This is a genomic window from Tabrizicola sp. (genome assembly GCF_016792905.1).
Taxonomy (GTDB): Bacteria; Pseudomonadota; Alphaproteobacteria; order Rhodobacterales; family Rhodobacteraceae; genus Tabrizicola.
The window spans coordinates 1-24,516 of the sequence record NZ_JAEULP010000009.1; the positions used below are offsets into that span (position 1 = coordinate 1).

General features: G+C 66.7%; 27 protein-coding genes and 1 other RNA gene. 15 read left to right on the forward strand and 13 right to left on the reverse strand.

The genetic code is table 11. The annotated features are described in order from the left end of the window. The 11 genes from ssrA to JNL31_RS01260 all read left to right on the forward strand — a co-directional run. Nucleotides 1-187, forward strand: a transfer-messenger RNA (tmRNA) gene (ssrA, locus tag JNL31_RS01210); the annotation flags it as partial. Nucleotides 188-299: 112 nt separating this feature from the next. Next, nucleotides 300-950, forward strand: a complete 651-nt coding sequence (locus JNL31_RS01215; protein ID WP_294968800.1) for a DUF1194 domain-containing protein — start codon at nt 300-302, stop codon at nt 948-950. A gap of 115 nt (nt 951-1,065) precedes the next feature. Continuing rightward, nucleotides 1,066-1,863, forward strand: coding sequence for a sulfurtransferase/chromate resistance protein (locus JNL31_RS01220; RefSeq protein WP_294968803.1), 798 nt, complete (start codon nt 1,066-1,068; stop codon nt 1,861-1,863). Further along, nucleotides 1,860-3,119, forward strand: coding sequence for a chromate efflux transporter (gene chrA / locus JNL31_RS01225; protein WP_294968805.1), 1,260 nt, complete (start codon nt 1,860-1,862; stop codon nt 3,117-3,119). Before JNL31_RS01220 ends, chrA begins: the two co-directional genes overlap by 4 nt. Before the next feature lie 84 nt (nt 3,120-3,203). Then, nucleotides 3,204-3,662, forward strand: a complete 459-nt coding sequence (locus JNL31_RS01230; RefSeq protein ID WP_294968808.1) for a ClpXP protease specificity-enhancing factor SspB — start codon at nt 3,204-3,206, stop codon at nt 3,660-3,662. Beyond that, nucleotides 3,662-4,213 carry a methyltransferase type 12 gene (locus JNL31_RS01235; RefSeq protein ID WP_294968811.1) on the forward strand — a complete coding sequence of 184 codons (552 nt, stop codon included), beginning with the start codon at nt 3,662-3,664 and terminating at the stop codon, nt 4,211-4,213. The genes JNL31_RS01230 and JNL31_RS01235 overlap by 1 nt, the downstream gene beginning before the upstream one ends. Before the next feature lie 103 nt (nt 4,214-4,316). Continuing rightward, on the forward strand, nt 4,317-5,711 hold the full coding sequence (gene fumC, locus JNL31_RS01240) for a class II fumarate hydratase (RefSeq protein ID WP_294968813.1): 1,395 nt from the start codon (nt 4,317-4,319) through the stop codon (nt 5,709-5,711). A 12-nt stretch (nt 5,712-5,723) separates the two neighbouring features. Continuing rightward, complete coding sequence (locus tag JNL31_RS01245; RefSeq protein WP_294968816.1) at nt 5,724-5,903, forward strand: DUF4169 family protein; 180 nt, start codon at nt 5,724-5,726, stop codon at nt 5,901-5,903. 47 nt (nt 5,904-5,950) lie between these two features. After that, a complete protein-coding gene (locus tag JNL31_RS01250; protein ID WP_294968819.1) occupies nt 5,951-6,181 on the forward strand; it encodes an N-(5'-phosphoribosyl)anthranilate isomerase in 231 nt (76 codons plus the stop codon). Nucleotides 6,182-6,282: 101 nt separating this feature from the next. Beyond that, a complete protein-coding gene (locus tag JNL31_RS01255) occupies nt 6,283-6,501 on the forward strand; it encodes a ribbon-helix-helix domain-containing protein (protein WP_294968822.1) in 219 nt (72 codons plus the stop codon). Next, nucleotides 6,501-7,538, forward strand: a complete 1,038-nt coding sequence (locus JNL31_RS01260) for a zinc-dependent alcohol dehydrogenase family protein (RefSeq protein ID WP_294968825.1) — start codon at nt 6,501-6,503, stop codon at nt 7,536-7,538. The genes JNL31_RS01255 and JNL31_RS01260 overlap by 1 nt, the downstream gene beginning before the upstream one ends. On the opposite strand, the gene JNL31_RS01265 is transcribed toward JNL31_RS01260, so the two are convergent. The 3 genes from JNL31_RS01265 to JNL31_RS01275 all read right to left on the reverse strand — a co-directional run bounded on the left by JNL31_RS01265 (nt 7,535) and on the right by JNL31_RS01275 (nt 9,126). Further along, nucleotides 7,535-8,167 (reverse strand): DUF1638 domain-containing protein, encoded by a 633-nt coding sequence (locus tag JNL31_RS01265; protein WP_294968828.1) that lies wholly within the window; start codon nt 8,165-8,167, stop codon nt 7,535-7,537. The two genes, JNL31_RS01260 and JNL31_RS01265, sit on opposite strands and share 4 nt — an antisense overlap. 10 nt (nt 8,168-8,177) lie before the next feature. Then, nucleotides 8,178-8,336: a hypothetical protein gene (locus JNL31_RS01270; RefSeq protein WP_294968831.1), complete on the reverse strand. Its 159-nt coding sequence runs from the start codon at nt 8,334-8,336 to the stop codon at nt 8,178-8,180. Between the two features lie 91 nt (nt 8,337-8,427). Beyond that, on the reverse strand, nt 8,428-9,126 hold the full coding sequence (locus JNL31_RS01275; protein WP_294968834.1) for a B12-binding domain-containing protein: 699 nt from the start codon (nt 9,124-9,126) through the stop codon (nt 8,428-8,430). Nucleotides 9,127-9,281: 155 nt separating this feature from the next. On the opposite strand from JNL31_RS01275, the gene JNL31_RS01280 reads away from it, so the two are divergent. Beyond that, entirely contained in the window at nt 9,282-10,367 is a 1,086-nt protein-coding gene (locus tag JNL31_RS01280; protein WP_294968837.1) for a PA0069 family radical SAM protein, read from the forward strand. Between the two features lie 79 nt (nt 10,368-10,446). Here the strand turns inward: JNL31_RS01280 and bmt are convergent, their stop codons facing one another. Then, complete coding sequence (gene bmt / locus JNL31_RS01285) at nt 10,447-11,460, reverse strand: betaine--homocysteine S-methyltransferase (RefSeq protein ID WP_294968840.1); 1,014 nt, start codon at nt 11,458-11,460, stop codon at nt 10,447-10,449. A gap of 191 nt (nt 11,461-11,651) precedes the next feature. After that, entirely contained in the window at nt 11,652-11,966 is a 315-nt protein-coding gene (locus JNL31_RS01290) for a DUF1476 domain-containing protein (protein WP_294968843.1), read from the reverse strand. Nucleotides 11,967-12,125: 159 nt separating this feature from the next. Here JNL31_RS01290 and JNL31_RS01295 point away from each other — a divergent pair, with 159 nt between their 5' ends. Both JNL31_RS01295 and purS read left to right on the forward strand, forming a co-directional pair. Beyond that, nucleotides 12,126-12,878, forward strand: coding sequence for a phosphoribosylaminoimidazolesuccinocarboxamide synthase (locus tag JNL31_RS01295; protein WP_294968846.1), 753 nt, complete (start codon nt 12,126-12,128; stop codon nt 12,876-12,878). 64 nt (nt 12,879-12,942) lie between these two features. After that, nucleotides 12,943-13,182, forward strand: a complete 240-nt coding sequence (purS, locus tag JNL31_RS01300) for a phosphoribosylformylglycinamidine synthase subunit PurS (RefSeq protein WP_294968849.1) — start codon at nt 12,943-12,945, stop codon at nt 13,180-13,182. A gap of 26 nt (nt 13,183-13,208) precedes the next feature. Here the strand turns inward: purS and JNL31_RS01305 are convergent, their stop codons facing one another. The 3 genes from JNL31_RS01305 to JNL31_RS01315 all read right to left on the reverse strand — a co-directional run bounded on the left by JNL31_RS01305 (nt 13,209) and on the right by JNL31_RS01315 (nt 16,667). After that, nucleotides 13,209-14,633, reverse strand: coding sequence for a cytochrome P450 (locus JNL31_RS01305; protein ID WP_294968853.1), 1,425 nt, complete (start codon nt 14,631-14,633; stop codon nt 13,209-13,211). Continuing rightward, nucleotides 14,630-15,847: a hypothetical protein gene (locus tag JNL31_RS01310; RefSeq protein ID WP_294968856.1), complete on the reverse strand. Its 1,218-nt coding sequence runs from the start codon at nt 15,845-15,847 to the stop codon at nt 14,630-14,632. The genes JNL31_RS01305 and JNL31_RS01310 overlap by 4 nt, the downstream gene beginning before the upstream one ends. Nucleotides 15,848-15,911: 64 nt before the next feature. After that, nucleotides 15,912-16,667, reverse strand: coding sequence for a cytochrome c biogenesis protein CcdA (locus tag JNL31_RS01315; RefSeq protein ID WP_294968858.1), 756 nt, complete (start codon nt 16,665-16,667; stop codon nt 15,912-15,914). 111 nt (nt 16,668-16,778) lie between these two features. Between JNL31_RS01315 and JNL31_RS01320 the strand changes: the two genes are divergently transcribed. Then, nucleotides 16,779-17,009 carry a sulfurtransferase TusA family protein gene (locus JNL31_RS01320; RefSeq protein ID WP_294968910.1) on the forward strand — a complete coding sequence of 77 codons (231 nt, stop codon included), beginning with the start codon at nt 16,779-16,781 and terminating at the stop codon, nt 17,007-17,009. A 55-nt stretch (nt 17,010-17,064) separates the two neighbouring features. Here the strand turns inward: JNL31_RS01320 and JNL31_RS01325 are convergent, their stop codons facing one another. The 5 genes from JNL31_RS01325 to purQ all read right to left on the reverse strand — a co-directional run bounded on the left by JNL31_RS01325 (nt 17,065) and on the right by purQ (nt 24,466). Continuing rightward, nucleotides 17,065-19,791, reverse strand: coding sequence for a ribonuclease E/G (locus JNL31_RS01325; protein WP_294968860.1), 2,727 nt, complete (start codon nt 19,789-19,791; stop codon nt 17,065-17,067). A gap of 412 nt (nt 19,792-20,203) precedes the next feature. Beyond that, the gene (locus JNL31_RS01330) at nt 20,204-20,473 is read right to left on the reverse strand and encodes a hypothetical protein (RefSeq protein WP_294968863.1); all 270 of its coding nucleotides are present in this window, start codon (nt 20,471-20,473) and stop codon (nt 20,204-20,206) included. Between the two features lie 178 nt (nt 20,474-20,651). Beyond that, nucleotides 20,652-21,980, reverse strand: a complete 1,329-nt coding sequence (locus tag JNL31_RS01335) for a sigma-54 dependent transcriptional regulator (RefSeq protein WP_294968866.1) — start codon at nt 21,978-21,980, stop codon at nt 20,652-20,654. A gap of 10 nt (nt 21,981-21,990) precedes the next feature. Then, nucleotides 21,991-23,751, reverse strand: a complete 1,761-nt coding sequence (locus JNL31_RS01340) for an ATP-binding protein (RefSeq protein ID WP_294968869.1) — start codon at nt 23,749-23,751, stop codon at nt 21,991-21,993. A 46-nt stretch (nt 23,752-23,797) separates the two neighbouring features. After that, complete coding sequence (gene purQ / locus JNL31_RS01345; RefSeq protein WP_294968871.1) at nt 23,798-24,466, reverse strand: phosphoribosylformylglycinamidine synthase subunit PurQ; 669 nt, start codon at nt 24,464-24,466, stop codon at nt 23,798-23,800. Nucleotides 24,467-24,516 lie beyond the last annotated feature (50 nt).

Genomic DNA, 24,516 nt, shown 5'->3' on the forward strand with positions numbered 1-24,516 from the left:
AACGACCAAAGAGGCCAGCTTTCGCTCGGTGAGGTACCACCGTTATCGGTCCATGATCACAGTTGCCAACGACAACCGTGCTCCGGTGGCGCTGGCCGCGTAAGCGGCTCGCAAGACCAAAACTAAGCCCTTGCGGTTAGCACCGTAAGGCGGGGCCCGCCGGAGCCTGGCAACAGAATCCGGTACCTCACACCCCATCTGGAAGGCTCGCGCAAACTTCGGGAAAATGGGACCTGGCGACAGAAACCTGCACCTTCCTTTCCCTTGCCACCTCTGCCTTGCGGCCCCATCGTCAAACGATGCTCCGCGCCGCTCTCCTTGCCTGCCTGACCGCCCAGCCCGCCCTCGCCTGCGAGACGGCGCTGCTTCTGTCCATCGACGTCTCCGGCTCGATCGACAGGGGCGACTACCGGCTCCAGACCGAGGGGCTGGCCTTCGCCCTGTCCGACCCCGAGGTCGCCGAGGCACTGGTCGCGGGCCAGGTCGCGCTGGCCGTCGTCCAGTGGTCCGGCACCACCGAGCAGGCCCTGGTCCTTCCCTGGCAGCGCATGCTCTCCGACCCGGATGTCACCCGCTTCGCCGCCCGCGCCGCCGCCCTGCCCCGCGCGTTCTCTGGCTCCGACACGGCCGTCGGCCAGGGACTCCGCTTCGCGACCGCCCAGTTTGCCGCCGTGCCCGACTGTCGTCGCAAGGTCATCGACATCTCGGGCGACGGGCAGGAAAATGCCGGCTTCACCGATGCCAAGGCCCATGCCGAGGCCGTCGAGGCGGGCCTCGTGATCAACGCGATCGCCATCGAAGATCCCGGCCCCGCCTATCCTATCACCACCTATTACCGGCGCTGGATCATCACGCCCGGCGGCTTCGTCGTCACCGCCCGGGGATTGCAGGACTACGCCGAGACCCTGCGGTTGAAGCTGTTGCGCGAACTGACCAAACCCGTCGGCTGACCTCTTGACCCCTCGCCCGCCAGCGCCTACCCCTTGCCCATGGGGTCCGCGCCCGCCCCGTGAGGCTTCGGCCCAAGTGTCGCATCCCTGACCCCTCGGCCAAAGGATGCACCCCATGCCCCAGTTCGGACAGATCACCCCCGCCCAGGCGTTCCGCCTGATCGGCACGCCGGAAGCCCCGGTCATCTTCGACGTGCGGACCGCGGAAGACGTCGCCGCCCTGCCGCGCATGATCCCGACTTCGCGTCACCTCCCGCACACGGCGATTGCCGCGATGACCGACCTGCCGGGACGGGCCATCGTTGCCTGCACCAAGGGCAAGAAGCTGTCCGAGGGTGCGGCTGCCTGGCTCCGCTCCCAGGGCTGGCAGGCGGAGGTGCTGGAGGGCGGCACCCTCGCCTGGGAGGCAGCAGGCCTGCCCATGCTTCCCCTCGCCGCGCTCCCCGCCCCCGGCACCCCCTGGGTCACGCGCCACCGCCCCAAGATCGACCGCATTGCCTGCCCCTGGCTGATCCGCCGCTTCATCGACCCGACCGCGCGCTTCCTCTATGTCGCACCCGCCGAAGTCGAACCCGTCGCCGACCGCTTCGGCGCCATCCCCTATGACATCGAGAACGTCACCTTCAGCCACCGGGGCGAGAAGTGCAGCTTCGACGCCCTCCTCGACGATTTCGGCCTGCACACCGAGGCGCTGGACCGTCTGGCCACCGTGGTCCGGGGTGCAGATACCGACCGGCACGACCTTGCGCCACAAGCGGCAGGTCTCCTGGCCCTCTCCGTCGGCCTCTCGCGCCTGTACCGCGATGACCTCGCGCAGCTCGACGCCGGAATCGCGCTTTACGACGCACTCTACCGCTGGGCGCGTGACGGGCACGAGGAAGGCCATGACTGGCCTGCCGGACGGAAAGAATGAGCGAGCCATCCCTTTCGGAACTGACCCACACCTTCGCCAAGGTCGGCTTCCTGTCCTTCGGCGGCCCGGCGGCGCAGATCGCGCTGATGCACCGGATCATCCTGGACGAAAAGCGCTGGGTCGGCGAGGCCGACTACCTGCGCGCCCTGTCGTTCTGCATGCTCTTGCCGGGACCCGAGGCGATGCAGCTGGCCACCTGGATCGGCTGGCGCCTGCACGGGGTGAAAGGCGGCCTGATCGCCGGGGGGCTTTTCGTGCTGCCCGGCGCCTTCGTCGTCCTTGGCCTCAGCCTGATCTATGCCGCCTTCGGGCAGGTTCCGATCATCGCGGCGCTCTTCACCGGGGTTCAGGCCGCAGTCATCGCCATCGTGGTGGAAGCGCTGATCCGCGTCTCGAAGCGCGCCCTGAAATCGCGTGAGGCCCATGTCATTGCCGTCGCCGCCTTTGCAGGCCTCTTCGTCTTCAAGCTGCCCTTCCCGCTGATCATCCTTGCTGCCGCGACCTGGGGCTTTCTGCGTTCGCCTTCGGGACCACAAGACAACGCGGCCCCGGAGCCGCCAGCGGTCTTCGCGCAGTCGGCGAAGGCGGCGGCGATCTGGCTTGCCGTCTGGCTGATCCCCCTTGGGCTTCTGATCCTGACTGCCCCGGAGCGCCTGGCCGAAATCGGTGTCTTCTTCTCCAAGCTCGCGGTCCTGACCTTTGGCGGCGCCTATGCGGTCCTTGCCTGGATGGCGCAGGAGGTGGTGCAGGCGAAGGGCTGGTTGACCCTGCCGCAGATGATGGACGGGCTGGGCCTGGCGGAAACCACGCCGGGGCCACTGATCCTGGTCAACGAATTCGTCGGCTTCATGGCCGCGCATCAGACCGGCGGCTGGGCGATGGGATTGGCAGGGGCAGCCATCGCGCTGTGGATGACCTTCGTCCCCTGCTTCCTGTTCATCTTCGCCGGAGCCCCCTTCATCGAGAGGTTGACCCATATGCCGCGCCTTTCGGGCGCCCTGGCGGCGATCACCGCAGCGGTCGTCGGCGTCATCGCCAACCTTTCGCTGTGGTTCGCGCTGCATGTGCTGTTCGCCAGCGTTCCCGAATTCGGCCTTGGTCCCCTGCACCTGTCCCTGCCTGACCCCGGCACCCTGCGCCTGCTGCCCCTGCTGATCGCAGCGTTCGCGGCCTGGGGACTTCTGGTCCGGCATATGCCGCTTCTGGTTGTGCTGATGCTTTCTGCACTCGCCTCTGCGGCAGCGGCGGTTCTTTGACGAAGCCTCGCCGGGCGGGCGCTTCCACCCCTTCCCTTGGCCCCCGAATCCCCTATGCTGCACCCAAGCGAAAAGGGACGGCTCATGGCGCGCAGTATCGACTATGGCAATCTCATGCACCGCGCGATGCGGGGCCTGATCCAGTCGGTCCTGACCGAAGTGGCCGAGCACGGACTGCCCGGCGCGCATCACTTCTTCATCACCTTCGACACCACGCATCCCGACGTGCAGATCGCCGACTGGCTGAAGGAACGCTACCCGACGGAAATGACCGTGGTGATCCAGCACTGGTTCGAGAACCTGTCGGTGAATGACGAGGGCTTCAGCGTGACCCTGAACTTCGGCAACAACCCCGAACCGATGGTGATCCCCTTCGACGCCTTGCGCACCTTCGTCGACCCTTCCGTCGAATTCGGCCTGCGCTTCGAAACCCAGGAACAGGACGAAGACGAGGACGACGAGGACATCGAGGTCGAGGCAGAGGAAGAACCCGCGCGCCAGGACGCCGAAATCGTATCCCTGGACCAGTTCCGCAAACACTGATGAGCGATCTCGCCCTCTTCCGTCGAAGATTGCTGAAGAACCCGCGGCAGGTCTCTGCCATCGCGCCGTCGTCCCGCACACTGGCCCGGGCCATGACCCTTGGCCTTGGGCCGAAAAGCGGACCGGTCGTGGAGTTCGGCCCCGGCACCGGGCGTTTCACCGAAGCGATCCTGGCGCGCGGCGTGCCACCCGAAAACCTGACATTGTTCGAGCTGGACGAGGAATTCGTCGGCTATCTCCGGCAGAAATTCCCTGGCGTGACCGTGCACCAGCTTCCCGCGCAAGAGGCGGCGCGGCTGGTCGGGTCCGGCGTATCGACGGTAATTTCCGGCTTGCCGCTGCTGTCGATGCCCTCCGAAGTACGGGAGGGCATCGTCGCCGCCGCCTTCGCGATTCTCGCCCCGCGCGGCCGCTATGTGCAGTTCACCTACGGCCCCCGCCCGCCCCTGCCGCCCGAAACCATCGCCACGCTGGGTCTGACGGTGAACAAGGGCAACAAGGTCTGGGCCAACCTGCCGCCCGCCACCGTCTACCGCTTCCGCCGCGCCTGAAAGCTGCGGCATTTGCGGCAGAATCTTGGTATACCAATGTATGCCAATTGATTTTGTCCGCCCGCAGCGCTAAGGGGCGGGCGAGAGCCAGCAGGAGACCGCCATGACCGCGACCCGTACCGAAACCGACAGCTTCGGCCCGCTGGAGGTTCCCTCCGACAAGTACTGGGGCGCGCAGACCCAGCGGTCGATCATCAACTTCCCGATCGGCTGGGAACACCAGCCGGTCCCGATCATCCGTGCGCTCGGCGTGATCAAGAAGGCCTGCGCGCTGGTGAACATGGCGCAGGGCGACATCTCCAGGGAACTGGGCGATGCCATCGCCGCCGCCGCGACCGAGGTTATCGCAGGCCGCTTCGACGACAACTTCCCGCTGGTCGTCTGGCAGACCGGCTCGGGCACCCAGTCGAACATGAACGCGAACGAGGTGATCAGCAATCGCGCCATCGAGATGCTGGGCGGCGTCAAGGGCTCGAAGAAGCCGGTCCACCCGAACGACCATGTGAACATGGGCCAGTCCTCGAACGACACCTTCCCGACCGCGATGCATGTCGCCATCGGCATGCACACCCGCGACGTGCTGATCCCGGGGCTGGAGAAGCTCTCGGCGGCGCTCTGGGCGAAGTCGCGCGAGTTCAAGGACATCATCAAGATCGGCCGCACCCATACCCAGGATGCGACGCCCCTGACCCTGGGCCAGGAATTTTCCGGCTACGCGACCCAGGTCGACAAGGGGATAGCCCGGGTGAAAATGTGCCTGCCCGACATCTACGAACTGGCGCAGGGCGGCACCGCCGTCGGCACCGGCCTCAACACCAAGGTCGGCTTCGACAAGCGCGTGGCCGCCGAGATCGCCACGATCACCGGCCTGCCCTTCGTCACCGCGCCCAACAAGTTCGAGGCACTGGCCGCGCATGACGCGATGGTCATGTTCTCGGGGGCCCTGAAGACGGTCGCCGGTTCGCTCTTCAAGATCGCCAACGACCTCCGCCTCCTCGGCTCCGGCCCCCGTTCCGGTCTGGGCGAGCTGATCCTGCCGGAGAACGAACCCGGCTCCTCGATCATGCCGGGCAAGGTGAACCCGACCCAGGCCGAAGCGCTGACAATGGTTTGCGCGCAGGTCATGGGCAACGACGCGGCGGTGGGCTTTGCGGGTTCGCAGGGGCATTTCGAGCTGAACGTCTACAACCCGATGATGTCCTACAACGTCCTGCAATCCATCCAGCTTCTGGGCGATGCGGCGTCCAGCTTCACCGACAACATGGTGGTGGGCACGCAAGCCAATGTCGCCCGGATCGAGAAGCTGATGAAGGAATCGCTGATGCTGGTAACGGCACTGGCCCCCACCATCGGCTATGACAACGCGACCAAGGTGGCCAAGACCGCGCACAAGAACGGCACGACGCTGCGCGAAGAGGCCATCGCACTCGGCTTCGTCGATGGCGAGACCTTCGACCGCATCGTCCGCCCCGAAGACATGGTCGGCCCCAAGGGCTGAACGGCAAGGCTGATGGCCGAGATCGTCAACCTGCGGCAGGCGAAAAAGCAGGCGGCCCGAAAGGCCGCCCGTTCAGCCGCGGATGCCAATGCGGCGAAGCACGGCCGGACGAAGGCCGAGCGGGAGCTTGAGAAGGCGCGGGCCGAGAAGGCCACGCGGACACTGGACGGGCACCGGCGGGAGACGGAGTAACCGGACGTTAACCTTGCCTTGGCAAACTTCCGCCAGGAGGTGCGCAGATGACTGTCATGCCGGAATTCCTGTCGTCCGGCCAATGGATTTCTCACCTGTTCTCATCGCAAGCGGCACGGGAAGGTGGGGTCATTCGCCGAAAGGTTCGTGAAGTGGAACGCTACGTTGGTCGAGCGCCCTTTCTCGACGAGATGAAGCGACGGGGATTTCCGGTGGTCGAGAACGCCGGACAGTTCGTCATTTTCTGCAACCGCGAACCTATCCGCCGGGTCACGTAAACGATTTCTTCGAAGAAATCGTATCGGACCCTTCAAAGGGTCCGAACCGGAGTTTTCGAAAACTCCGGTGACAACGCCAACCGTTACGTTACGCTCCCGCCATGACCACCCGCCCCGCCAAGCACTCTCTCACCCTCCACGGCCACCGCACCAGCGTCTCCCTCGAACCCGAGTTCTGGGACGCCTTCCGCGCCATCGCCGCCGAGAACGACACCCCCCTCAACGCCCTCGCCGCCGAAATCGACGCTGCGCGTCGCGGAGAGGAGGGCCTTGCCTCGGCGATCCGGGTCTTCTGCCTGAACCACTTCCGGAGACCCTGATGCGCGCCGCCGTCCTTCGCGCCTACCGCGAAAACCTCAGCCTCGAAACCGTCGCCGATCCCGCTTGCGAACCGGATGGCGTGGTCCTGAAGGCTCTCGCCTGCGGCATCTGCCGCAGCGACTGGCACGGCTGGGTCGGCGAGCACCCCAAGGTCAAACCCGGCGACATCCCCGGCCACGAATACTGCGGCGAGGTGGTCGAGGCCGGGCCGCTGGCCAGATGGAAAGCCGGGGACCGGGTCATCGCCCCCTTCATCCTCGCCTGCGGCGACTGTCCCGAATGCCGCTCGGGCCAGACCACCACCTGCCGCGCCCAGCGCGTGCCGGGCTTCGGCGACCGGGGCGCCTATGCCGAATATGTCTCGGTCCCCCACGCCCACAACCTGACCCGCCTGCCCGAAAGCCTGTCGCCTGCCCTTGCCGCAGGCCTCGGCTGCCGCGTCACCACCGCGTTCCATGCCCTGACCGGACGGGCCGCGCTCCAGGCCGGGGAATGGCTCGCGGTCCATGGCACCGGCGGGATCGGGCTCTCCTGCCTTCTCATCGGCAAGGCGCTCGGTGCCAGGGTGATCGTCGTCGACGTGGTGCCGGAAAAGCTTGCCCATGCCCTCTCCCTCGGCGCCGAAGCCGCATTCGACGCCCGCGAGGGCGACGTGGCGGCCCGTATCGTGGAACTCACCCGCGGCGGCGCGCATGTCAGCGTCGAGGCGCTGGGGATCGAAGCCACGGCGAACAATTCGCTGAAATGCCTCCGTCCGCTTGGCCGCCATGTCCAGGTCGGCCTGCCCGTCGGCCACACCGCGCAGATGCAGATCGACATGAACACGCTCTACATGCGGCAACTGTCGGTCTTCGGCACCCGCGGGATGCCCGCCTGGCGCTACCCGACGCTCCTCTCGCTGATCGAGACCGGCCGCATCGACGTAAGCCCCATCCTCGCCCGCACGGTCGCCCTGTCGCAGGCTACCGACGAACTGCGCGCCTTCGACGGCCCCACCGCGCCCGGCGTCGCGGTGATCACCGATTTCGCCGCCTAGCCTGCAACGCGGCCCAGCGTCACTGCAAGATCGCCATAGCCGGTCAGGCGCCGCTCGTAGTCCAGCCCCAGCCGCCGGGCGCAGTCCTGCGCCTTGGCATCCAGAGCGGGGTCGTCCAGCTGCGCCTGGTAGACCAGCTTCGTGTAATTGCCGAAATACATGTCGCGCAGCTCCGGATGCCGGTCGAGCCCCATCGGCCGCCAGACAAAGGCATCGAACTGCCGGACCAGGAAATCGGTCAGGTAGAAGGCGGTAAACTCCTCGTCCGCCGCCGCCGCGAATTTCGCGTTGCCCTCGAAGAAGGAATAGCAGTGCGGGCCCTCGACCATCTCGATGCCCAGCCGGTCGCAGGCCACTTTCAACTGACCCCCGGTGCCGCAATCGGCATAGACGACGAAGATCGTCTCGTAGCGGTCCCGCGCCTCGGCGACGGCCGCCTCCATCGCCGGGATGATCCGGTCGGGCCAGAGATGCAGCTTGGCGGGCAGGCATTGCAGGTCCATGTGCGCCCAGCCGTTCGCGGCCTTCAGCGCCAGGATCTCATGCGCCAGCGCCCCGCAGGCGATCAAGAGGATGCGGCCCGCATGGGCAGGCGGAAGCCCGGTTTCGGAAAGGGTGAGGTCGTCCATGGCTTGGGCCTTACCGGCTGACGCGGGTCCAGGTCAGGATCACGCTCGCCGAAAGCGCCGCGAAGGCCAGGGCCGCGAAGGGAACCCCGGTCCAGACCGCCAGCCAGATCGTGAGGCCGGCGGCGAAGATCACCAGGGCGATCAATCCAAGGAAATGAGTCAAGGGCATCTCGCGTCTCCCTGACCTTCAATCTGCGCTTCGGGCGGGCTTTGTGCAAGCCCCGCCCGAATCACTTGCCCGTGCATCCCTTGCGAATGCGTCAGCCGTTCAGCTGGTTATGCTTGCGCGCGACGAACTGCTTCGCCGTCTCCACCGCCACCGCGGCATCGCGACAGTAGGCGTCCGCACCGATGGCCTTGCCGAATTCCTCGTTCAGGGGCGCGCCGCCCACCAGAACGATGTACTCCTCGCGCAGGCCCTTTTCCTTCATCGTGTCGATCACGACCTTCATGTAGGGCATGGTCGTGGTCAGAAGCGCGGACATGCCCAGGATGTCGGGCTGTTCCTTTTCCAGCGCTTCCAGATACTTCTCGACCGAGTTGTTGATGCCCAGGTCCAGCACCTCGAAGCCCGCGCCCTCCATCATCATCGCGACAAGGTTCTTGCCGATGTCGTGGATGTCGCCCTTCACGGTGCCGATCACCATCTTGCCCATGCGCGGCGCGCCGGTTTCGGCCAGCAACGGCTTCAGGATATGCATCCCGGCCTTCATCGCGTTGGCGGCCAAGAGAACCTCGGGCACGAACAGGATGCCGTCGCGGAAGTCGGCGCCAACGATGGTCATGCCCGCGACCAGCGCCTTGGTCAGCACGTCATAGGGCGCCCAGCCGCGGCCGATCAGGATGTTGACGCCCTCTTCGATCTCTTCCTTGAGACCGTCATAGAGGTCATCGTGCATCTGAAGCACAAGCTCGTCATCCGACAGCTCGGACAGGATGATTTCGTCTTCGTCGGCCATGGCTGCGCTCCAAGCGATTGGTTTGACATGGTGATGATCCGAAAGCGACGCGGTCACTATGCGACAAGCGACATACACCGGATGAAAGCCGACAGGAAGTCGTCGCGAAGCGGAAAGTGGTGGCGTATGTTCCTCTTTCGTTCTAGCCTCTCCGCATGATCGACAAGCCAACCATCCTGCCCGGCCAGCGCATCCGTGCGCGGGGGGCCGAAACGAACCGCGCCGGCCGGTTCGAGGCAACCGATCGCGAAGCCGTCGATGACGGCTGGGACATCCCCGAGGAAGAGCGCCTGATCGCGACCGAGGTTCGGCTGGAACGTCCGCGCTCGGCAATCACCTTCAACCGCTCGCCCGACCTGCCCTTCGACCGCTCGATCAACCCCTACCGTGGCTGCGAACATGGCTGCATCTACTGCTATGCCCGCCCGACCCACGCCTGGCTGAACCTCTCGCCCGGCCTCGATTTCGAGACCCGCCTCGTCGCCCGACCCGGCATCGCCAAGGTGCTGGAGGCCGAGCTTCGCAAGCCCTCATACCGGGTTCGGCCGCTTGCCATCGGCACCAACACCGACCCTTACCAGCCCATCGAACGCGACCACGCAATCATGCGCGAGGTGCTTCAGGTGCTGGCGGCCTTCCGCCATCCGGTCTGGATCACGACGCGGGGCACCACCATCGAACGTGACCTTGACCTGATCGCGGCTATGGCCGCGCAGGGCCTCGCCTCGGTCTCGATCTCGGTCACGACACTCGATGAAACGCTGGCGCGGAAGATGGAGCCTCGCGCGCCCGCACCGAAGCGCCGGTTGCAGATCATCCGCCGCCTGGCCGAAGCCGGGGTGCCCGTCCGCATCCAGGTCTCGCCGCTGATCCCCGCACTGACCGATCACGAGCTTGAGGCGGTGATGGAGGCGGGTCGCGACGCCGGGGCGAAAGCCGCCAACACCATCCCCCTCCGCCTGCCGCTGGAGGTGGCGCAGCTCTTCCGCGACTGGCTGGAGGCGACCTTCCCCGACCGTGCCGCGCGCGTCATGGGCCGGGTGCGCGAATTGCACGGCGGGCGCGACTATGACCCTGAATTCGGCACAAGGATGCGCGGCCAGGGCCTCTGGGCCGAGCTGATCCACCGCCGCGCCGATCTGGCGCGCAAGCGACTGGGGCTCGGCGAAGGGCTTCCGAACCTGCGCTGCGACCTCTTCCGCCCGCCGCCACAGGCCGGGGACCAGTTGACGCTGTTCTGACCGGCCGCAACCAGGAGCCAAATCCTTTCGAAAAGATTTGCCAAAATCCTTCGAAGGATTTTGCCCCTGCCCCGACCGTTCAGCCCCTCCGGCCCCGGCGTTCCCTGCGGCCCGCGCCCGCATCATCGCCCGTCCCGTCCGACGCCGAGGAGAACCCGCCCAGCTTCGCCTGGATCGTCTCCAGCGAGGGCCGGTTGCCTTTCGGGCGGCTTTCCAGCGCCACCCGCATCGCGCGCAGGTGTTCCGGCATCGTGCCGCAGCAGCCGCCGATGATCCGCACGCCCGCATCCCGTGCCATGACCGCATATTCCGCCATCAGCTCCGGCGTGCCGTCATAGTGGATATGCCCGTCATGATACTTCGGGATGCCCGCATTGCCCTTGGCGATGATCGGCCGTTCCGTCCCGGTCGCGGCAAACCCAAGGACCGTGCGCATCAGGTCCGACGCGCCGACGCCGCAGTTTGCGCCAAAGGCGATCGGCGGGTTCACGATCCGCTCGACCATCTCGGCCATCGACGACGACGTCACGCCCATCATTGTCCGCCCAGCCGTGTCAAAGCTCATCGTGCCGCACCAGGGCATGTCTGCCCGCAGGGCCGCATCCGCCGCCGCGCGATACTCCTCGGGCGCCGAGATCGTCTCGACCCAAAGGACATCCGCGCCGCCTTCCTTCAGTGCCTCGGCCTGTTCGTGGAAGATTTCCACCGCAAGCGCGTGGGTCAGGCTGCCCATCGGCTCGAAAATCTCGCCCGTCGGGCCCATCGAGCCCGCCACGACCACCGACCTGCCCGCCTTGTCGGCAATCTCGCGCCCCAGTTCCGCGCCGATCCGGTTCAACTCGCGCACCCGGCCCTGCGCCTGGTGCAGCTTCAGCCGAGCCGCGTTGCCGCCGAAGGTGTTGGTCAGGAACAGGTCCGACCCGGCCGCCACCGCGTCGCCGTAAAGCTTGCGGATATTCTCCGGCTTCTCGACGTTCCAGAACTCCGGCGGTTCGCCCGACGACAGGCCCATGTTGAACAGGTTGGTCCCCGTCGCCCCATCGGCCATCAACCAGTCACGCGCGGCAAGCATACGGGTCAGTGCATCGGTCATTCTTCGCTTCCTTCAGGCGAGCCCATCACACTCCCTCTGCCATGGGTTGCGATCCTAGGCAATTTCATATTCCTCATCCTGTCTTGGCCTTCGGCTCAACTTCGCCAAGGACACGGCGAAGACCGGCCGCCCCGACAACAAAAAAGCGCGGCCCCCTGCGGAACCGCGCCTCGACGTCTGACACGGGGGCCTCAGCTTTCGGACAGAAGCTGGCCCTTGGCGACCGGCAGGAGTTCGGCCATCTTCGCCCGCACCTCCTCCGCGCTGGCCTTGCCCGCAAGGTCGGCCACCACCTTGCGCACCACATCCTCGTCGCCGGCTTCCTCGAAATCGGCGCTGACGACTTCCATGGCATAGGCCGTCGCCGCCTCGTCCGCCTTGCCCATCAGCCCGGCCGCCCAGAGCCCGACCAGCTTGTTGCGCCGCGCCTCGGCCCGGAACTGCATCTCGCTGTCATGGGCGAACTTGGCCTCGAAAGCGTGCTCGCGGTCGTCGAACGTGGTCATGGGGTCCCCCGCAGGTCTGGCGTTTCCCCCCATATGCCTATACGGCCCCCGCACCGCAAGCCCCCTCGCGCCTTGCGGGTATTGCCCCCTTGGACTATAGGCCAAGGAAAGCGGTTTGAAGGTCGAAGCCCTGTCGCCGCCCCCCTGATCGAGTGAACCATGGCACGGCGCAAGAAGGTCTACGAAGGCAAGGCCAAGATCCTGTACGAAGGCCCCGAACCCGGCACGCTGGTCCAGTACTTCAAGGACGACAGCGCGCCCTCGGTCGCCGCCCCCGCGACTCTGGAAGGCAAGGGCGTCCTGAACAACCGCCTGTCGGAATTCTTCATGGCGGGCCTCAACCAGATCGGCGTGCCGACCCATTTCATCCGCCGCATCAACATGCGCGAGCAGCTGGTGCGCATGGCCGAGATCATCCCGCTGGAAGTCGTGGTGCGCAACTTCGCCGCCGGCCCCCTGTCCTCGCGGCTCGGCATTCCCGAAGGCACCCAGTTGCCGCGCCCGATCGTCGAATACTACTTCAAGGACGACAAGCTGAACTCCCCCCTCGTCGCCGAGGAACACATCGTCGCCTTCAACTGGGCCAGCCAGCAGGACCTCGACGACATCGTCGCCCTCTCGCTGCGGGTCAACGACTTCCTCTCGGGCGTGATGATGGGCGTCGGCATCCGCCTGGCCGATTTCAGGATCGAGGTCGGCCGGATATGGGAGGGCGACTTCATGCGCCTGATCGTCGCCGACGAGATCAGCCCGGACAGCTGCCGCCTGTGGGACATGCGCCAGCCCGAACGCCCCGACGGCACGATCCCCGACCCACAGCCGATGGCCGATGTCTACACGGAACTCGCCCGGCGGTTGGGCGTCCTGCCCTCGAACGTCACGCACACGACGAAGCCAACGCTGATCAACTAGGGCCCCTTGCCCGCCGTCCGGCCCTTCGCTAAGGACCGGGCAACCTGCAAAACCGGAGGCCCCGATGAAAGCCCGCGTCACCGTCATGCTGAAACAGGGCGTCCTCGATCCGCAGGGCGAGGCAGTGCGCCACGCGCTCGGCTCACTCGGGTTCCAGGGCGTCAGCGGCGTGCGCCAGGGCAAGGTGATCGAACTGGACCTCGCCCAGACCGACGCGGCAAAGGCCGAGGCGGACGTCAAGGCGATGTGCGAGAAGCTCCTCGCCAACACCGTCATCGAAAGCTACCGGGTGGAGCTTCTCTGACGCCGGACGGTGGGTTTGCACCCACCCTACGCCCGCTTCACCGTCGCCGGATGGTGGGCTGGCGCCCAACCCGAGGTCCGCGTTTGTAGGGTGGGTGCAATCCCACCGTCCCGCCGCGACACCCGCAGCCAGATCCCGTCCCGCGCCCGCACCGTCAAATGCGCGACCGGCACCGGCACCCGCCCCTCCACCGCCTGAAACCGGAAGGCCCGCACCAGATGCGCCAGCATCAGCGTGCCCTCCAGCATCGCGAACCCCGCCCCCGGACAGACCCGCGCCCCCCGCGAGAACGGCAGATAGCCCTCCCGCGCCGCCTCCTTGCCCTCGCCTGCCCAGCGGTCGGGATCAAACTCATCCGGCCGCTCCCACAGCCGCTCATGCCGGTGCAGATGCCAGGGGCTGATCACCACCTGCGCCCCCCGCTTCACCGCCCTGCCCCGGAACTCCTCCGGCTGCACCGTCTCGCGCACCAGCATCGGCACCGGCGGGTACAACCGCAGCGCCTCGCGGAACACATCGCGGGTGAAGCGCAAGGACCCCACCACCCCGAACTCCGGCCTAAGCGCCACAGCCTCCGCCGCCACCCGTTCCTGAGCCTCGGGATGCGCCGCCAGCAGGTACAGCGCCCAGCCCAAGGCTGACGCACTCGTCTCATGCCCCGCCAGGAAGAAGATCGCCACCTGGTCGACCATCTCCGCCGTCCCGAAGGTCGCCCCCGTCACCCGGTCCGGCGTCGTCATGATCTTGGTCGCCAGATCAGCAGGCGCGGTCCCCGCCGCGATCGCCGCTGCCCGGGCCTGCGTCAGCCCCTCGATCAACCCCCTTATCGCCTTCGCCGACCGCTTCGTCGCCCCCCGGTGCAGCCTCGGCATCCAGCGCGGCAAGGGCAGGAAGGCCCCAAGGTTCAGGATCGGCGCCGACCGCTGGTAGGCCCGGAACTCATGGAACACCGCCTGCGCCACCCCATCCTCGATCGGGATGGAGAAGAGCGTGCGGAAAATCACGTCCGCCGCCGCATGGCTAGCCGCCAGCTCCACCTCGACCTCGCCCGGCTGCATCCGCGCCACCGCCGCCTCGCTCGCCGCCCAGATCGCCGGAAACGCCTCCTTCACACGGCCCCCCTCGAAGGCCGGGTCGATGATCCGCCGCTGGTGCAGCCACTCCTCGCCGTTGGTCACAAAGACCGAGCGGCCAAGGAGCGGCCGCAACCCCTCCGTCACCCGGTCCGACTTGGGGAAATCGGCGGGCCGCTCATCCAGCACAAGCCGCACCAGAGCCGGGTCGTTGCAGAGGTAGCTCTCGAAGAATGGCGTGCGGAACTCGGCCATCCAGGCCCGATACAGCCGCGCCGGTTGCGCCGACAGGATGTCCCGCCGGAACGCGCGAAGGTGGCCCCAGAGCGAAACCTTGTCCGCCCTCGGTTCGGGCTTCGGGGGCAAAGGCGCCGTCATGCGACAGTCCGAAACGGAGAAAGCGGCGTGACGATCCGGCTCGCCGACGGTTTCCGCCCCCGGAACCGTTCCGCCAGTGTCAGCGGCCCCGCCGTGATGCGGAAATAATCATAGTCGCCCGGCCGGTCGAAGGCGCAGAGATACTGAAAATGCAGGCGGAAGTGCCGCCGCTTCAGGGCCTGCCACGTTTCCGGGCTCAAGGTCTGCGTGAAGGCCGCCGAAAGGATCAAGGGCCAGCGCTGCCCCGGCGGAGCCACACCTGAAACCGCCACCGGGTCACACAGCGCAAACGAACACCCATCCCCCGGCGCGGTCACGTCGACCCAGGTCAACTCCTCCCTCGCCGAAAGATAGGCCAGATCGCCGCGCAGCCGCCCCGCTCCCGGCAGATAGGACACCATCGGCACCGCCTGCCCGAGGCTCAGGAACCCCAGCGCCGGTCCCTCCGGCACCCCCTCGCGGATCAGGTCCGCCAGGACCGACACCCCCAGATGCACGCCCGAGGAATGGCCGACGACCAGCACCTCGTCCACCCCGCTGGCCAGTGCTGCCCGCACCCGGTCGCGAAAACCGGCCAGCCGGGCTTCCAGCACCGCCGGATAGGCCCCGCCCTCGACCGTGGTGAAGGCATAGTCATGCATCAGGTAATAGACGAACAGCCGATGGTCGATGCGCCGGAACCCCTCCAGCACCGCCCAGCCCGCCGCCAGCGCCAAAAGCCAGCCGGTCCCCCAGGGCAACCCCGCCCCCAGCCAGACCACCAGCCCGGCCACCAGCGCCGCGACCAAAGCCTGCGCCACCAGCGCCACCGCCGGATACAGCGCCGCAATCATCGGCCCCTTGCGCAGCCGGATCAGACGCAATAGCGCCCCCGAGGACACATAAAGCCAGGCCGTCCGCGCCAGTTGCGCATAGGTCCCAAGGATCCCCCGCCCCATCGAGCCCTTCACGAGGTCCGACCAGACCAGCACCTCGACCTCCGCCTCGACCGAACGGCCCTCGATCTCCGCCGCCACGCGCCAGCCATAGGTTTCCCCCGCCCGCGGCTGGATCGCCAGTTCATAGCCCGACACCGCCGCCTGCGCCGCGCCCTCGGTCCGGTACAGCTCGCGGTAGCGACGGGGCGGAAAGGGGTCGTAGCCGGGGATGTAAAGCACTTGGCGCCGGAAGACGCCCGCCTGCCCCATATTGTCGCCCGTTATCGCCACAGCCATCCCGCTACCATGCCGCCGCCACCTTAACGGTTGGTTGCCGGGAGGGAAGCCTCAGCCCGCCCGTTCAACCCGGCAGCGGCACGCCCAGGAACTCGTAGGTCTCCAGCATCCAGTAGCTGAAATCGGTGAACGCCCCCGTCACCAGCATCACGCCGACGAGGATCAGCAGGCTACCCATCAGCCGTTCGATCAGCCTCATGTAGCGCTTGAGCTTCGTCATCAAGTGCATTGCATTCTCGATGAAAACCGCCGCCAGCAGGAAGGGCAGCCCCAGCCCCAGCGCATAGACGCCCAAGAGCAGCGTCCCCCGCTCCATGCTGCCTTCCTGTGCGGCCAGCGACAGGATCGCGCCCAGTTGCGGACCGATGCAAGGGGTCCAGCCGAAGGCGAAGGCCAGGCCCAGAAGATAGGCCCCGAAGGCCGAACCGCCCCGGTCGCCCGCATCGACACGCATCTCGCGGTGCAGGATCGGGATGGTGAAGATGCCCAGGAAATGCAGCCCGAAGATGATGATGACCACCCCCGAAATGCGCGCCAGCAGCAACTGGTTCTCCAGCACGAAGCTGCCGAAGGCGCTGGCGGTGAAGCCCAAGAGCAGGAAGATCGTCGACAGGCCCAGCACGAAGAACAGCGCGGGAAGGATCACCCGATGCCGCTGCGATCCGTCCGCCATCTCGCCCACCGAAATCCCGCCCATATAGGCAAGGTAGGGCGGCACGATGGGCAGCACGCAAGGCGACAGGAAGGACAGTATCCCAGCCACCAGCGCGACCAGCATCGCGGGCATCAGGGCGGCGTCTATGATCTCGATTCCGAACATGGCCCGCCCCCCTTAACCGCTTTCGCGGGCTGCGTCACGAGGGCAGGGCGTCACATCCCCGTGGCAGTGCTGCAACTTGCCGCGCCACGCCTGCCCCGCTACACCCCGCACATGGCGGATTGGGACATCGAGATCGACTGCGAGGGGCTGCTCTGCCCCCTTCCCGTGCTGCGGGCCCGCAAGCGGCTCCTCTCGCTGGCCCCCGGCACGGTCCTCCGTGTCCGCGCGACCGACGCGATGGCCCTTGTCGACCTGCCGCATTTCTGCGCCGAGGCCGGCCACGCCTATCTCGGCACACAGACCGATGGGCCCGTCACCCTCCACCTGATCCGGCGCGGCTGAACGGAAACGGGCGGCAAGTTCCCCCACCGCCCGCATCCAGTTCAACTTGCCTGCCTCAGCGGCCGAGCGACCACCAGCCCTTGCGCTTCGGCTTCGCCGGTTCATCCGGTGCCGCCTCGGGCGCCGAGGCCTCGGCCGGATCGGCCACCAGCGTCTCCGCCACCGGGATCATCCCCGGATCGGGCGCCAGCACCGGGGCCTCGGGCACGGCTGCCACGACCGGCTCAACCGCCGCCTTCGAGCGCGAGCCCCGGCCCTTCGCGGGCTTCACCGCCGGTTCCGGAGCGGCCTCGGCCACCGCGACGGGCGCAACCGCGGCCTCTGCCGCAGGCGTTGCGGCCTTGGCCCGGCTCGCCCGCTTCTTCGGCGCAGGTTTCGCTTCCGCCACCGGCTCTACCACCGGCTCAGGCGTGGTATCGGCCACCGCCGCAACCTCCACCACTGCAACCGCTTCCACGGCAGGTTCCGCCGCCACAGCCTTGGCACCGCGCGGCTTCCGGGTCCGTTTCGGTTTCGCCGCAGGCGCTGCCTCGGCGACGACCGCAGCCTCCGCCACTTCCGTCACGAGCTCGGCAACTTCGGCACCGTCGCCGGTGTCATCATCGCCGTCGTCCTCGCCATCCTCCTCGGCCCCGGCCTCGGCACCCGACGTGGCCCCATCCCGCTGACCACCCCGCCGCCGCCGCCGACGCCGACGCTTCTTGCGTCCCGGCTGCCCGTCGCCCTCGCCCGACGCCGGAGCCGCCGCACCAGCAGCAGCCTCCGACGCCTCCTCGGCCTCCTCCTCGACCAGATCGTCGACAATATCCTCGTCTTCCTCTTCCTCGACCGGCGCGCCCATCAGCCCGGCATGGCCCGAGACGACCGGCGTATCCGGCACCGCCCGGATCGCGGTCTTGAACTTCTCGATGGAATAGTCGGGGCTGACCATCATCGGGTCCGCCTCGATGCGGACAGACATCGCGTAACGCGCCTCGATCAGCGCCACATGCTCGCGCTTCTGGTTGAAGAGATAGTTCACGATCCCGACCGGCGCCTTCAAGAGCACCTCCTTCGACCGCTTCCGCGTCCCCTCTTCCTCCAGCGCGCGCAGGACCGTCAGGGCCATCGAATCATCCGACCGGATCAGCCCGGTGCCGTGGCAATGCGGGCAGGCCTGCGTGGTCGATTCCAGCATCCCCGGCCGCAACCGCTGACGGCTCATCTCCAGCAGGCCAAAGCCCGAAATCCGCCCGACCTGAATCCGCGCCCGGTCCGTCTTCAGCTTGTCCTTCAGCCGCTTCTCGACCGTGGCGTTGTTGCGCCGCTCTTCCATGTCGATGAAGTCGATGACGATCAGACCCGCAAGGTCGCGCAGCCGCAACTGCCGGGCGATCTCCTCCGCCGCCTCGACGTTGGTCTTCAGCGCGGTTTCCTCGATCGAGCCCTCTTTCGTCGCCCGACCGGAGTTCACGTCGATCGCCACCAGCGCCTCGGTCACGCCAATCACGATGTAGCCGCCGGATTTCAGCTGCACCACCGGGTTGAACATGCCGCCGAGATAGCCTTCCACCTGATACTTGGCGAACAAGGGCGTCTGGTCATTGTAGCGCACCACCTGCTTGGCGTGGCTCGGCATGATCATCCGCATGAAGTCCTTGGCGGTGCGATAGCCGCCCTCGCCCTCGACCAGCACCTCGTCGATCTCGCGGCTGTAAAGGTCGCGGATCGACCGTTTGATCAGGTCGCCTTCCTCATAGATCTTCGCCGGTGCGATCGACTTCAGCGTCAGTTCGCGGATCTGCTCCCAAAGCCGCATCAGGTATTCGTAGTCGCGCTTGATCTCGGGCTTGGTCCGCTTGGCCCCCGCCGTCCGCACGATCAGGCCCGCGCCTTCCGGCACCTCCAGCTCGCCCGCGATTTCCTTCAGCTTCTTGCGGTCGACCGCATTGGTGATCTTGCGGGAAATCCCGCCGCCCCGCGCCGTGTTCGGCATCAGCACGCAATAGCGCCCCGCGAGCGAGAGATAAGTCGTCAGCGCCGCGCCCTTGTTGCCGCGCTCTTCCTTGACCACCTGCACCAGCATGATCTGCCGGACCTTGACCACTTCCTGGATCTTGTAGCGCCGGGCACGCGGACGGCGCGGCTGGGCGATCTCTTCGGCCACATCCTCCTCGGCGATCGATTCGATCTCCTCGTCGGTGTCGCTGGCATGATCGACCGCCCGATAGCGCCCGCCATCGCCGCTCTCGACCGACTCGTTGTGGTGATCGTGGTCCGCTCCGTGATCATGGCCATGGTCGTCGCCATGGTCATGATCTGCCGCTTCGACCGCAGCAGCCGCCGCCTCGACCAGCGGGCCGTCATTGGTCTCGTCCTCGCCAAGGTCGACGACATCCATTCCCGCCGGGCCTTCGACCACGGCATCCTCCGACTTCACCTGCTCGGCCTTCGCGGCCGGGCGCGGCGGACGGCGGCGCGAGCGGCGGTTGTCTTCCTCTTCCTCGGCGCGGGCCATCGCCCGCTCTTCCTCGATCAGCGCCTTACGGTCGGCAACCGGGATCTGGTAGTAGTCCGGGTGAATCTCGGCAAAGGCCAGGAAGCCATGGCGGTTGCCGCCATATTCCACGAAGGCCGCCTGCAGCGAGGGTTCGACCCGCGTCACCTTGGCCAGGTAGATGTTTCCGGCAAGCTGGCGCTTGTTTACGGTCTCGAAGTCGAATTCTTCGACCTTGTTTCCGTCGACCACGACCACCCGGGTTTCCTCGGTGTGGGTGGCGTCGATAAGCATTTTCTTTGACATGTTGGTCCACTGCGCCCCGGGCGCAACGGCTCGCCTGGCGGACCAGGCGGGGAAACGAAACGGACGGGGCGGCTTGTCTGGGCGCGGGCAGCGGGCAAATGATCGACTCTCCGGCCCAGGGGGCAGAGTGGTCCGATGCGCAAAATGCCTGCACGCCTCATCGCGGTTACAATTGAAGGGCCTTTCGGGCCCCCCACCTAATTCAGCCCGCAAATCAACGACTTGCTGGCAATGTGCACGACCTTGCGGCCGATCCGGCTCCTCCGTAGGGACGCAAACTGGCGCGCCCGGCAGCAAAGGAGAGAATTCTTCGGGCAGACAGACTGCCTCTTCCCAACCCTATCGGGAAAGCCCGGCCAAGGGCAATGGCGAATTTCGCAGGCCTGTTACCGGCGCGTCATGTACCTGTCGGTCAGATCAGCCTTGCCCAGTCGAGCGCCACGATGATCGCGGGTGGCGCGGCGGCCAGCAGGAAGAACACGACGACCGGCCGGGGCACCCGTTTCCGGGCAACGAACAAGACTAGGCCGAGAACTGCCGACACTCCGGCGACGGCAAGGCTTGCAAGGACGTAGATTGCCAGGCCGTAGTTGCAGTTGAAGCACTCCGCCTGCGCCGGACCGGCCAGAACGGCCGCCAGCGCAAGACTGGTCACGCCGCAGATCGCCACCTGTTGCCCCATGAAGCCGCCCCGTCCCGGTGTCCCGCAAGCCCATGGTCTAGACGGGACTGCGGGCGCGGAACAGTCGGGAATCCCTTTCGGCCAACCGGCGCGGAAAGGGTAAACGCTTTCCGAACGCCCGCAGCCAAGCGCTTGATTTCATTGCGTCCGAAAATCTGTCCACCGTGGACAGGCCCCGTCACACATAGTCCCCCCGGCTCAGCCCGTACTTCGCCATCTTCTCGTTCAGCGTCCGGCGCGGCAGGCACAGCTCCTCCATCACCGCCACGATCGACCCCTTGTGCCGCCGCATCGTGTTGTCGATCAGCATCCGCTCGAACGCCTCGACATAGTCCTTCAACGGTTTGCCTTCCGTGGTCAGCGCCGGCCCCGAAGCCTCGTTCTCCGCCATCAGCAGGCTGGCAATCGACCCCGACCCCCGCCGGTTCTGCAAGACCGCCCGCTCCGAGATGTTCACCAGCTGCCGCACGTTCCCCGGCCAGGGCGCCTGCAACAGCTGTGCCGCCTCCTGCGCCGTCACCTGCGGCGCGTCGCAGCCATATTCCTCGGCGAACTGCTCGGACAACCGGGTGAACAGCTGCAGGATATCCTCGCCCCGGGTCCGCAAGGGCGGCAGCAGGATCGTCATCGCCCCCAGCCGGTAGAACAGGTCCGGCCGCAGCGCCTGCTCCAGGGTCGTATCGGGGGCATGGCTGTTGCAGATCGCGATGATCCGGGTTTCCGGCGGCACCCCCTGATCGTTGATGAAGGTCAGAAGCCGCGCCTGCAGGGCACCGGGCATCGCCTCGATGTCCTCCAGGCACAGCGTCCCGCCCCGCGCCTCCTCGACCAAGGGCAGCGCCCCGTCCTCGCCCGGCCCAAAGAGCCGCGCCGCCAGCTTGTCCTCCGACCAGGCCGCGCAGGAGATCGCGACGAACTTCTTCGACGCCCGCGGCCCCACCGCATGCAGGGCATGGGCGACCAGCGTCTTGCCGGTCCCCGTCTCGCCGTCGATCAGGACGTGGCTGTCCGCCTGCCCCAGATCGAGGATATCCTCGCGCAGCCGCTCCATCGCCGGAGAGGTGCCGATCAGCTTCTTGATGATGGTGGACCCGTCCGACAGCTCCTTCCGCAGCGCCCGGTTGTCCAGCGTCATCCGCCGCGCCTGGGTGGCGCGCTTGGCAAGCTCGGTCATCCGGTCGGGGTTGAAGGGCTTTTCCAGAAAGTCGAACGCCCCCACCCGCATCGCCTCGACCGCCATCGGCACATCGCCGTGGCCGGTGATCATGATGACCGGCAACCCCGAATCCTGCCCCATCAGCCGCTTCAGGAACGCCATCCCGTCCATCCCCGGCATCTTGATGTCGCTGACCACCACACCCTGGAAATCCGGCCCGATCACCTTCAGCGCGTCCTCGGCGCTGGCATAGGTTTCGGTGTCGAACCCCGACAGGGCCAACCACTGGCTGATCGACTGCCGCATGTCGGCCTCGTCATCGACGATCGCCACTTTCATTGCGCGGGCCATTTGGACCTCTTCATTCTGCTGCTTCCTGTTTGTTGCCAAGGATCGGCAACTGCATCTCGAAAACCGCGCCGCCCCCGTCGCCGTTCCGCGCGGTCAGACGGCCGCCCAGATCGGTGACGATGCCTGATGAGATCGCAAGGCCCAGCCCCACCCCCTCTCCCGGCTTCTTCGTCGTGTAGAAGGGTTCGAACAAGTTCTCGAGATCGGTGATCCCGTGGCCGTTGTCGCGCACCGTCAGGGTCGCGGTTTCGCCCGCCGACAGAAGAATGTCGATCTGCGGATCGGGCGTATCTTTCGTGGCGTCCAGCGCGTTGCGGAGAAGGTTGATGATCACCTGCTCCAGCCGCAGCCGGTCAGCCATGACCATGACAGCCTGACGCGGCATGCCCCGGCTGATCTTGACGACGCGCGCCTTCAGCTGCGGCTCCATCATCGCCAACGCCGAAGACACGCAGGCGCGAAGATCCACCTCTTCAAAGGCTTCTCCGCCCTTCCTTGCGTAGGACTTCAACTGCCGGGTGATCGCGCCCATGCGTTCGATCAGGTCATCGACCCGCTGGAAGCTGGACAAGGCCTCATCCGGGCGCTTTCTCTGCAACAGAAGCCGCGCCCCTGCCAGATAGGTCTTCATCGCCGCAAGCGGCTGGTTCAGCTCGTGGCTCACAGCCGCAGACATTTCGCCCAAAGCGGCCAGTTTCGAGGACTGCGCCAGCGTCAGTTCCGCGACCTCCAGATCCTTCTTCACCTTCTCGCGCTCCGCAATCGCCCGTTGCAGCCGCGCGTTCAAAAGCCGCAGTTCCGCCGATTCCCGCTGGAAGGACAACGACCTCGACCAGGCCCGGCGCGACAAGAGGTAGAAGGTGAAGGCCATCAGGATCGCGAAGCCCATGATCTCCAGCGCGAGGATCCCGTTCACCTGCTCGCGGACCGAGCCATAGGCGGTAAAGGTAGCGATCTTCCAGCCGCGGAACGGTACCCGCGCCTCGGTCTTCATCACGCCTTCGCCGCGGACATAGGCGTCGGGCGGGTCCTGCGCCCATTCCGCCGTCGCGCGCAGGGCCCGCGAAAGCGCCGAGGGCGGGTCACGCTGCGCCAGGGCATCCGCCATCGGCAGTCCGCGCCAGCGCGGCTCGGTCGACAGCACCACCGTCCCTTCGCTGTCCGTGACCATGATCGCGTCCTGCAAGCCCGCCCAGGCGCGTTCGTATTTCATCAGGTCGACCGAAACGATGATCACGCCAAGCGGCCGGGAGTCCACCATGACGGCACGCGAGTAGAGAAAGTCGAACCCGCCCGCATCGCGCTTGACCGGCGAAAAGATCGTGTCCTTCGCACGCTGTGCATCGACGAAATAGGTCTCGTTGCGGTGGTTCATCCCCAGCACGTTGCGGTTCGTCGCCCCGACGACACGCCCGTCCGCATCGACCAGCCGGATCGAGGCCACGCCAAGCTCCTCCTGCAGCGCGATCAGCTTGGCCGAGGTGCCCGAGAAGTTGCCGTCCTTGAGCGCCCGCCCCAGATCGGGGTCCGAAGCCAGGAGCAGCGGCACCACCGAGGTGCGCTGCAATTCGGCCATCAGGTTCCCGGTATACAGCGCCAGACGCACTTCGGCCCGGCTGCGGGTGTCGGCGGTATAGCGGTCCGTCAACAGCCGGTTCGACACCAGCACCACGACAATCGCCAGGATGACAAGCAGCACCACGGCCAGCTTGGCACGCCAGGGCAGGCCCGGTGTCGAAGGGGATGCAATGCTGGGATCGCTGGCGGTCATGCGCCCAGAGTAGGGCCGCGCCGGAGGGGCCTCAAGCCGATGGGGCCTAGGCCAGCGCCATCCCGCGCATCAGCGAGGCGAAAAGGCCCTTGCCGTCTTGCGACCCCAGCGCCGCCTCGGTCGCGCGTTCGGGATGCGGCATCATCCCCAGCACGCGGCGGTTTTCCGACAGGATGCCGGCAATGTCGGCCATGCTGCCGTTCGGGTTCTGGGCGTAGGTAAATGCGATGCGGTCCTCGCCCTGCAGCCGCGCCAGTCCCTCGGCGTCGATCGTGTAGTTGCCATCGTGATGCGCAATCGGGATATGGATGCCCTGCCCCTTGGCATAGGCGCTGGTGAAAGCGGATTGCGTGGTCGCGACCTTCAGCGTCACCGTGCGGCAGACGAACTTCAGCGTGGCGTTGCGCATCAGCACGCCCGGCAAGAGGCCCATTTCGGTAATGACCTGGAACCCGTTGCAGATGCCCAGCACGTAGCCGCCCTTGTCGGCATGCGCCCGGATCGCTGCACTGATCGGCGACTGCGCGGCAATGGCGCCGCAGCGCAGGTAATCGCCGAAGGAGAAACCGCCGGGAACGCCGACCACGTCCACGCCCTCGGGCAGCGCGCTGTCCTTGTGCCAGACCCGCGCCACCTGGAAACCCGCCCCTTCGAAGGCGACGGCAAGGTCGCGGTCGCAGTTCGAACCCGGGAAGGTGATCACGGCGGCTTTCATCGGGGCGACTCCCTTGGGCTTGGATGGCCGCCTGATAGCGGAAAGCCGGG

Excerpts from the sequence above, each read along its gene's own strand:
- JNL31_RS01215 (WP_294968800.1), top strand. The coding sequence starts at position 300 with ATGCTCCGCGCCGCTCTCCTTGCCTGCCTGACCGCCCAGCCCGCCCTC.
- JNL31_RS01220 (WP_294968803.1), top strand. The coding sequence starts at position 1,066 with ATGCCCCAGTTCGGACAGATCACCCCCGCCCAGGCGTTCCGCCTGATC.
- chrA (WP_294968805.1), top strand. The coding sequence starts at position 1,860 with ATGAGCGAGCCATCCCTTTCGGAACTGACCCACACCTTCGCCAAGGTC.
- JNL31_RS01230 (WP_294968808.1), top strand. The coding sequence starts at position 3,204 with ATGGCGCGCAGTATCGACTATGGCAATCTCATGCACCGCGCGATGCGG.
- JNL31_RS01235 (WP_294968811.1), top strand. The coding sequence starts at position 3,662 with ATGAGCGATCTCGCCCTCTTCCGTCGAAGATTGCTGAAGAACCCGCGG.
- fumC (WP_294968813.1), top strand. The coding sequence starts at position 4,317 with ATGACCGCGACCCGTACCGAAACCGACAGCTTCGGCCCGCTGGAGGTT.
- JNL31_RS01245 (WP_294968816.1), top strand. The coding sequence starts at position 5,724 with ATGGCCGAGATCGTCAACCTGCGGCAGGCGAAAAAGCAGGCGGCCCGA.
- JNL31_RS01250 (WP_294968819.1), top strand. The coding sequence starts at position 5,951 with ATGACTGTCATGCCGGAATTCCTGTCGTCCGGCCAATGGATTTCTCAC.
- JNL31_RS01255 (WP_294968822.1), top strand. The coding sequence starts at position 6,283 with ATGACCACCCGCCCCGCCAAGCACTCTCTCACCCTCCACGGCCACCGC.
- JNL31_RS01260 (WP_294968825.1), top strand. The coding sequence starts at position 6,501 with ATGCGCGCCGCCGTCCTTCGCGCCTACCGCGAAAACCTCAGCCTCGAA.
- JNL31_RS01265 (WP_294968828.1), bottom strand. The coding sequence starts at position 8,167 with ATGGACGACCTCACCCTTTCCGAAACCGGGCTTCCGCCTGCCCATGCG.
- JNL31_RS01270 (WP_294968831.1), bottom strand. The coding sequence starts at position 8,336 with ATGCCCTTGACTCATTTCCTTGGATTGATCGCCCTGGTGATCTTCGCC.
- JNL31_RS01275 (WP_294968834.1), bottom strand. The coding sequence starts at position 9,126 with ATGGCCGACGAAGACGAAATCATCCTGTCCGAGCTGTCGGATGACGAG.
- JNL31_RS01280 (WP_294968837.1), top strand. The coding sequence starts at position 9,282 with ATGATCGACAAGCCAACCATCCTGCCCGGCCAGCGCATCCGTGCGCGG.
- bmt (WP_294968840.1), bottom strand. The coding sequence starts at position 11,460 with ATGACCGATGCACTGACCCGTATGCTTGCCGCGCGTGACTGGTTGATG.
- JNL31_RS01290 (WP_294968843.1), bottom strand. The coding sequence starts at position 11,966 with ATGACCACGTTCGACGACCGCGAGCACGCTTTCGAGGCCAAGTTCGCC.
- JNL31_RS01295 (WP_294968846.1), top strand. The coding sequence starts at position 12,126 with ATGGCACGGCGCAAGAAGGTCTACGAAGGCAAGGCCAAGATCCTGTAC.
- purS (WP_294968849.1), top strand. The coding sequence starts at position 12,943 with ATGAAAGCCCGCGTCACCGTCATGCTGAAACAGGGCGTCCTCGATCCG.
- JNL31_RS01305 (WP_294968853.1), bottom strand. The coding sequence starts at position 14,633 with ATGACGGCGCCTTTGCCCCCGAAGCCCGAACCGAGGGCGGACAAGGTT.
- JNL31_RS01310 (WP_294968856.1), bottom strand. The coding sequence starts at position 15,847 with ATGGCTGTGGCGATAACGGGCGACAATATGGGGCAGGCGGGCGTCTTC.
- JNL31_RS01315 (WP_294968858.1), bottom strand. The coding sequence starts at position 16,667 with ATGTTCGGAATCGAGATCATAGACGCCGCCCTGATGCCCGCGATGCTG.
- JNL31_RS01320 (WP_294968910.1), top strand. The coding sequence starts at position 16,779 with ATGGCGGATTGGGACATCGAGATCGACTGCGAGGGGCTGCTCTGCCCC.
- JNL31_RS01325 (WP_294968860.1), bottom strand. The coding sequence starts at position 19,791 with ATGTCAAAGAAAATGCTTATCGACGCCACCCACACCGAGGAAACCCGG.
- JNL31_RS01330 (WP_294968863.1), bottom strand. The coding sequence starts at position 20,473 with ATGGGGCAACAGGTGGCGATCTGCGGCGTGACCAGTCTTGCGCTGGCG.
- JNL31_RS01335 (WP_294968866.1), bottom strand. The coding sequence starts at position 21,980 with ATGGCCCGCGCAATGAAAGTGGCGATCGTCGATGACGAGGCCGACATG.
- JNL31_RS01340 (WP_294968869.1), bottom strand. The coding sequence starts at position 23,751 with ATGACCGCCAGCGATCCCAGCATTGCATCCCCTTCGACACCGGGCCTG.
- purQ (WP_294968871.1), bottom strand. The coding sequence starts at position 24,466 with ATGAAAGCCGCCGTGATCACCTTCCCGGGTTCGAACTGCGACCGCGAC.